The organism is Streptomyces sp. NPDC047981, assembly GCF_040653315.1.
Lineage (GTDB): Bacteria > Actinomycetota > Actinomycetes > Streptomycetales > Streptomycetaceae > Streptomyces.
The window spans coordinates 23,097-29,698 of the sequence record NZ_JBEZNQ010000089.1; the positions used below are offsets into that span (position 1 = coordinate 23,097).

A 6,602-nucleotide genomic window follows, 5' to 3' on the forward strand; every position below is an offset into this window, starting at 1 on the left:
GCCCCGTGGACCAATTGGCCCTGTTGTTCCTGCTGTTGCTGGGCGCGGTGCTCACCGTGCCGCTCGGCGACCGGCTCGGTCTTCCGGCCCCGGTGCTCATGACCGTCATCGGGGCGGTGCTGGCCTTCATGCCCTTCGTACCGAACGTCGAGATCCCGCCCGAGTACATCCTTCCGCTCGTCCTCCCGCCGCTGCTCTACGCCGCCGTGCAACGCACGTCCTGGCGGCAGTTCGCGGCGAACCGGCGGCCCATCTTCCTGCTCGCCGTCGCCCTGGTCTTCGTCACCACGGCCGCCGTCGCCGCCACGGCCGACGCCCTCGTCCCGGCGCTCCCGCTCGCCGCCGCCGTCGCCCTCGGCGCGCTCGTCGCGCCGCCCGACCCGGTCGCCGCGACCGCCGTCGCCGGCTCGCTCGGCCTGCCGCGGCGGCTCGTCTCGATCCTGGAGGGCGAGGGGCTCTTCAACGACGTCACCGCGATCGTCCTCTACCACGTGGCGATCGGCGCGGCCGTCGGCGGCAGCTTCAGCTGGGAGGGCGCGGGCCTCGAACTCGTCCTCTCCGCCGTCGTCGCCGTCGCCGTCGGCCTCGTCCTCGGCTGGCTCAGCAACAAGCTCATGGGTCTGCTCGGCGAGGCCACGCTGCAGACCGGGCTCACCCTCCTCGTGCCCTTCGTCGCCTACGTCATCGCCGAGGAGCTGAAGGGCTCGGGCGTCCTCGCCGTCCTGGTCGTCGCCCTCTACCTCGCCGAGAACGCCCTCGACGCCGACGACGTGATGGGTCGGCTCGCCGGGCAGACCTTCTGGCAGATCGTCGACACCCTCGTCACCGGCATCGCCTTCGGGCTCATCGGCCTCGAACTGCACAACGTCTTCGGCACCGCCGACGGCAGGCTCGGCGAGATGATCGGCTGGGGCGCGGCCGTGACCGGTGTCGTGATCGCCGTACGGCTGCTGTGGCTGCTGCCCGCCACCTGGCTGGCGAAGCGGCTGCACACCCGTCGCGACTACGACGAGGAGATCCCCGTCAGCTGGCGGGAGACCGTCGTTATGTGGTGGTCGGGGATGCGCGGCGTGGCCTCCGTGGCGCTCGCGCTCGCCATCCCGTTGCGCACGGACGACGGACAGCCCTTCCCCGGCCGGGAAGAGATCATCTTCATCGCGTTCTGCGTGATCATGACCACCCTCCTGCTGCAGGGGCTCACCCTGCCCTGGCTGGTCAAGCGGCTCGGCGTACGGGCCGACACGGACGCCGAGCGCGCCCTCGAACGGGATCTGGCGCTGCGCGCGTTCAAGGCGGCCAAGCGGCGGCTCAAGGAGGTCGAGGAGCTGGAGGAGCTGCCGGAGGAGGTCCAGGAGCGGCTGCAGCGCGGCGCGTTCGACATCGGGGCCCGGATCAGCCCGGACATGGTGGACGAGGAGCGGCGGGCCGCCTTCGCCGAGCGGGCCGGGCGGCTCAAGGCCGTCCAGCGGATCCAGCGCGAGATGATGTCCGCCGCCCGGCACGAGGTGCTGGCGGCGCGCAGCGAGCCGGGCGCCGACCCCGAGGTGGTGGACCGGGTGCTGCGCCAGCTGGACGTGCGCAGCATGCGGTGACGCCGGGACGGGTCCCCGCGGCTGGCAGGATGGACCGCATGGACATCATGCTTTTCCACTCGACCTACGGCCCGCGTCCGGCGGTGGAGGCCGCGGCCGAACGGCTGCGGGCCGCCGGCCATCAGGTGCACGTGCCCGACCTCTTCGAGGGCCGGACCGCCGACACCGTCGAGGAGGGCATGGCGATCAAGGAGGAGATCGGCAAGGACGAGCTGCTGCGGCGGGCGATCCTCGCCGCCGCCCCCTACTCGGAGCGCGGCCTGGTCTACGCGGGCTTCTCCTTCGGCGCCTCGGTCGCGCAGACGCTCGCGCTCGGCGACGACAAGGCGCGCGGGCTGCTCCTGCTGCACGGCACCTCGGACATCGCGGAGAACGCCACCGCCGACGACCTGCCCGTCCAACTGCACCTGGCCGACCCGGACCCGTTCGAGTCGCACGACTGGCTGACGTCCTGGTACCTGGGGATGGGCAAGGCGGGCGCCGACGTCGAGGTGTACCGCTACCCGGGCGCCGGGCACCTGTTCACCGATCCGGACCTGCCGGACTGGGACGAGGCCGCCGCCGAGCAGACCTGGACGATCGCGCTCGCCTTCCTGGAGAGCCTCCAGGAGGGCTGAACCGGCGCACACGCGCGAGGGTGCGGCGGGGGCTCTCCCGCCGCACCCTCTGCCGTCGGCGCGCGCCGTCAGGCCCGCGCCGTCAGGCGGTGGTTCAGGCGCGGTACGCCGTCCAGAACTCGTTCATCCGCGTGACCTGGCCCGGGGTGAACTGGGTCATGCAGGAGTCGTACGTGTAGTCCATGAAGTTCTTGATCGGGTCGAGGCCCGGCTTGTTGGCGCAGCTGTCACGGCCCGTCGGGCACTCGTACGCCGGGCTCTTCTCGGCCGGGGTGTCGCTGACCGAGTCACCGGCTCCGTTGCAGCCGCCCTGGAACGTGTGGTACAGCCCCATCCAGTGGCCGACCTCGTGCGTCGCGGTGTCGCCCTCGTTGTAGTTGGCCGCGGAGCCGCCCGGCAGCGAGGAGTCGAGGACCACCACACCGTCCATGGACGGGTTGGAGGCGTAGGAGGACGGGAAGGTCGCCCAGCCGAGCAGACCACCGCTGAGCTTCGCGGTGTAGAAGTTCAGCGCGCCGGCGTCGCCCTTGCGCAGGGTCTGCTTCATCTGCTTCTCGGCGGTGGAGCCGGAGGCCAGGTTGTACCAGGACGCGTTGTCCGTGTAGTCGGTCGAGGCGAGGGTGAACTGGAAGTTGGTGTTCACATTGCCGGTGCCCTGGCCGGCGTAGGCCGCGTTGAGCACCGCCATCTGCTTGCTGATGTCGGTCGACGTCAGCTTGCCCGTCGTACCGCTGTGGATGACGTGGAAGTGGACCGGGATGGTCACCACGGCGGCGGCGCCGGTGGCGGAGGCGCGCCCCTGGGAACGGGCCGCGTCCAGTCTCTTGGCGAGGTCGGCGTCCATGGCCTTGGCCTGGGCGGCGGTGACCTCGTTGGGCTCTGCGCCGTGCTGGTCGGCGCCGCGGGCCTTGCGGGCACCGGAGAGGGCTTCGCCCTCGTGCGGGTCGCACTCCTCGGCGCCGGCGGCGGTCGTGGTGGTGGGCGTCTGGGCCACCGAGGGGGCCGAGAGCGGGGCCAGGGCCAGGGTTCCGGCCATGACGGCAGTGCCGAGCATACGACGTGTCAGACGCGGTGATATACGGACAAGAGCACGCATGGTGACTCCTCGCGGGGGGTGAGTGGAGAGGTGATTCCTCGCCACCGCGGGGAGATTACGGGTCCATGTCAGATCTTGATGAGCATGGATCAAGCCCAATCATTCGTGGGGCAATTCGGTCCATCGGGAAGAAAATCTCCGGTCTGCTCCGGAGTTTGAAAAGGAGATGAAACAAGCCGCGTGCCGACGGCGGGTGGTGTGTCCGGATTCGGCCGTCCGAACTCACCACCCGTCGTGTTGATGTGATCTCCCGTTAACAGGGGCGATCATGGCTGAAAATCGCCCCTGCGGTCATCTCATCGCACCGGCTGGTACACCCGCTCGATCTTCTGCGTTCCGTTCTTCGTCCGGTACGAGCGCTGCCACGCGGTCGTCGCGTCCGGGTTCGTGCGGTCGGAGACCGTGTAGTAGTCCATCTGCGTACGGTCGCTCGTCACGTCGAGCACGCCGTAGCCGTGGTAGTCCATGTCCACCCACTTCACATGGCGGTTGGCGGCCTTGATGGCACCGGACGCCAGCACGGAGACCGTGCCCGGCGGCACGTGCAGCAGGTCGGCGACGGTGTCCGAGGTCACCGAGGTCACCACGAACTCGGTCGCGGCCGACTGCGACAGCGGGTACGTCGCCGCCTTCACCGGCACGTCGTTGGCCCACGCCATGTGGATGTCACCGGTCAGGAAGACGGTGTTCCGGATGGACCGCTGGGTCAGGTGCGCGAGGAGCTCCTTGCGGTCGTCCGTGTAGCCGTCCCACTGGTCGACGTTGACCGCGAGCCCCTCCTTGGGCAGGCCGAGCAGCTCGGCGAGCGGGGCGAGGAGGTGGGCCGGCAGCGCGCCGAAGGCGACCGGCGAGATCATCACCGAGGTGCCGACCAGCTTCCAGGTCGCGTCCGAGCCCGCGAGCCCCGACTTCAGCCAGTCCAGCTGCGCGCGGCCGGTGATCGTCCGCTCCGGGTCGTCGACCTCGCCCTTGCCGACGGACGACTGCTGCGAGCGGAAGGAGCGCAGGTCGAGCAGGTGCAGATCGGCCAGCTTGCCGAAGCGCAGCCGCCGGTAGACCGTTCCCTCGGTCGAGGCGCGGACCGGCATCCACTCGAAGTACGCCTGCTTCGCGGCCGCCACCCTGGCCGCCCAGTCGCCCTCGGCGCCGGGGGTGTGGTTCTCCGCGCCCCCCGACCAGGTGTCGTTGGCGACCTCGTGGTCGTCCCAGATCGCGATCATCGGGTGCGTGGCGTGCAGCGCCTGGAGGTCGGGGTCCGTCTTGTAGGTGGCGTGCCGGAGGCGGTAGTCGGCCAGCGAGACGATCTCGTGCTTCGGCTCGTGCGTGCGCACCGTGTACGGGGCCGTGGGGTAGGAGCCGCTCGCGTACTCGTAGATGTAGTCGCCGAGGTGGAGGATCGCGTCCAGGTCCGTGCGGGCGGCCAGGTGGCGGTAGGCGGAGAAGTGGCCGGCCTCCCAGTTGGAGCAGGAGACCACACCGAAGCGGACGCCGGGTGTGGTGGCGTCGGCGGTCGGGGTCGTCCGGGTGCGGCCGGCCGGCGAGACGGCGTCGCCCGCCGTGAAGCGGAACCAGTACGGGGTCTCGGGGCGCAGGCCCCGGACGTCCACCTTCACCGTGTGGTCGCTCGCGGCGGTCGCGGTGGCGGTGCCCTCGGCCGCGGTCCGGGTGAAGGCGCGGTCCTCGGCGATCTCCCAACGGACCGTGACGGCGGGGCCCTTGCCGGAGCCCGGCGTGGCGTCGGGGGTGGGGGTGACGCGCGTCCAGAGCAGGACGCCGTCGGGCAGCGGGTCGCCGGAGGCGACACCGTGCAGGAACGCGGGGGCCTCGGAGTCCGCGAGCGCGGGGGAGGCGGCGCCCACCAGGGCAGGGGTGGCGACGGCCGTGACGGCGGCGGCCTTCACGACGGTTCTGCGGGTGGGGGCGGGGGATATGTGTCGACTGGTCACGGGCAGTCAGATTACTGACCGGTATGGCGAACAGGCAGGCGAATACCGGAAAGTTCGTGCACTCGTCGCCGAGTGGTCGGGATGACCCGGGCATAGCGGACGGGCCGGGCCTTCATGCACACCCCGGAACGCGGGCGGGCCCGTGGGAGCGCCTCCCACGGGCCCGAGCCCTCGGCCTGCCGCCGGTACTAGGGTCTTTCGTTTGGATCAGGCCGGATCAGGGCGCGGTGCCAGACCCCGCGAGCCCGGCGTGATCCAAACGAGACGCCCTAGCCCTTCAGCGCGGGCGTGAGCGCCGCGTTGAACTCCTCGACCGTCAGCGGCGGGTTCTTGGTGCCCTGGGCGGTCAGCGCCTTGCCGTCCATCTTCAGCGTCGGCGTGCCCGTCACACCGCTCTTGTCGAACGCCGCCGACATCTTCATCGCCCACGCGTCGAAGGTGCCGCTCTCCACGTTCTTCTTGAACTCGGCGTTCCCCTTCAGCGCCGGGACCGAGTCGGCGACCTTCAGCAGGTACGCGTCCTTCGCGAACTCGTCCTTGCTCTCCTCCGGGTGGAACTCCGCGGAGTAGAGCGCCGCCTTGTACTTCAGGAACGCCTCGGGGCTCACGTCCAGGGCCGCGCCCAGGGCCGACAGGGCGTTCTTCGAGCCCTCGCCCTGGTCGGAGTTGTCGATGAAGGTGGCGCCGACGTACTTCAGCCTGTACTTGCCGTCCGCCACGTCCTTGTCGACGGTCGCGCCCACCTGCTGCTCGAACTGCGCGCACACCGGGCAGCGCGAGTCCTCGTAGATCTCCAGGGTCTTCTTCGCGGTCGGCTTGCCGACGACGACCGTGGTGCCGTCCGTGCCCTCGGTGTTCTTGGGCGCGGTGACCTTGGACTCCTTGGCCGCCGCCTCCCAGTGCGTCGGCTTGTTGGACTGGACGACGGCGTACCCGACGCCGCCTGCGACCGCCAGGACCGCGACCGCCGACACGGCGACGGTCACCTGGCGGCGCACCTTCTCCTTCTTGGCCTGGCGTTCGCGCTCGACGCGCAGCCGCTCGCGGGCGGCTGCCTTGTTGGCCTGGCTGTTGCGTGCGCTCATGATCGTGTTCTCCGTGGAAGTCGGGAGCCTGGAAGGGCGAAAGGCTGGAAAAGGGACTGCGGTGCTCAGGCGACGGCGAAGCCCGAGCGCGGCGGTCCCCGCCGTCCGACGGAGTGCACGAGCAGGCGCGTACGGGACGGGCGCGGCCGGTCCGCCGGCCGGCCAGGGAGCCCGGACACCGGCCGGGGCGCGCCGAACAGCGCGGCGACGACCATCAGGGGCCGGAACGCGAGGGCCGCGACGGCGCCGATCAGCCGGGCTAGCGC

At 70.8% G+C, this 6,602-nt stretch carries 5 protein-coding genes and 1 pseudogene; 2 read left to right on the forward strand and 4 right to left on the reverse strand.

Features of this window, described 5'->3' with window-relative positions; genetic code table 11:
• Nucleotides 1-5: 5 nt before the first annotated feature.
• Together AB0E14_RS33860 and AB0E14_RS33865 are read left to right on the forward strand one after the other, a co-directional pair.
• A complete protein-coding gene (locus tag AB0E14_RS33860) occupies nucleotides 6-1,592 on the forward strand; it encodes a Na+/H+ antiporter (RefSeq protein ID WP_362427240.1) in 1,587 nt (528 codons plus the stop codon).
• Nucleotides 1,593-1,630: 38 nt separating this feature from the next.
• On the forward strand, nucleotides 1,631-2,209 hold the full coding sequence (locus AB0E14_RS33865) for a dienelactone hydrolase family protein (RefSeq protein WP_362427243.1): 579 nt from the start codon (nucleotides 1,631-1,633) through the stop codon (nucleotides 2,207-2,209).
• 94 nt (nucleotides 2,210-2,303) lie between these two features.
• Here the strand turns inward: AB0E14_RS33865 and AB0E14_RS33870 are convergent, their stop codons facing one another.
• The 4 genes and pseudogenes from AB0E14_RS33870 to AB0E14_RS33885 all read right to left on the reverse strand — a co-directional run.
• Nucleotides 2,304-3,245 (reverse strand): zinc metalloprotease, encoded by a 942-nt coding sequence (locus tag AB0E14_RS33870; RefSeq protein WP_362427246.1) that lies wholly within the window; start codon nucleotides 3,243-3,245, stop codon nucleotides 2,304-2,306.
• Nucleotides 3,246-3,601: 356 nt separating this feature from the next.
• Nucleotides 3,602-5,251, reverse strand: a complete 1,650-nt coding sequence (locus AB0E14_RS33875) for an alkaline phosphatase D family protein (protein WP_362427249.1) — start codon at nucleotides 5,249-5,251, stop codon at nucleotides 3,602-3,604.
• Between the two features lie 269 nt (nucleotides 5,252-5,520).
• Nucleotides 5,521-6,336, reverse strand: a complete 816-nt coding sequence (locus AB0E14_RS33880; RefSeq protein WP_362427253.1) for a DsbA family protein — start codon at nucleotides 6,334-6,336, stop codon at nucleotides 5,521-5,523.
• 65 nt (nucleotides 6,337-6,401) lie between these two features.
• Nucleotides 6,402-6,602 (reverse strand): annotated as a pseudogene (locus AB0E14_RS33885) (hypothetical protein); the annotation flags it as partial.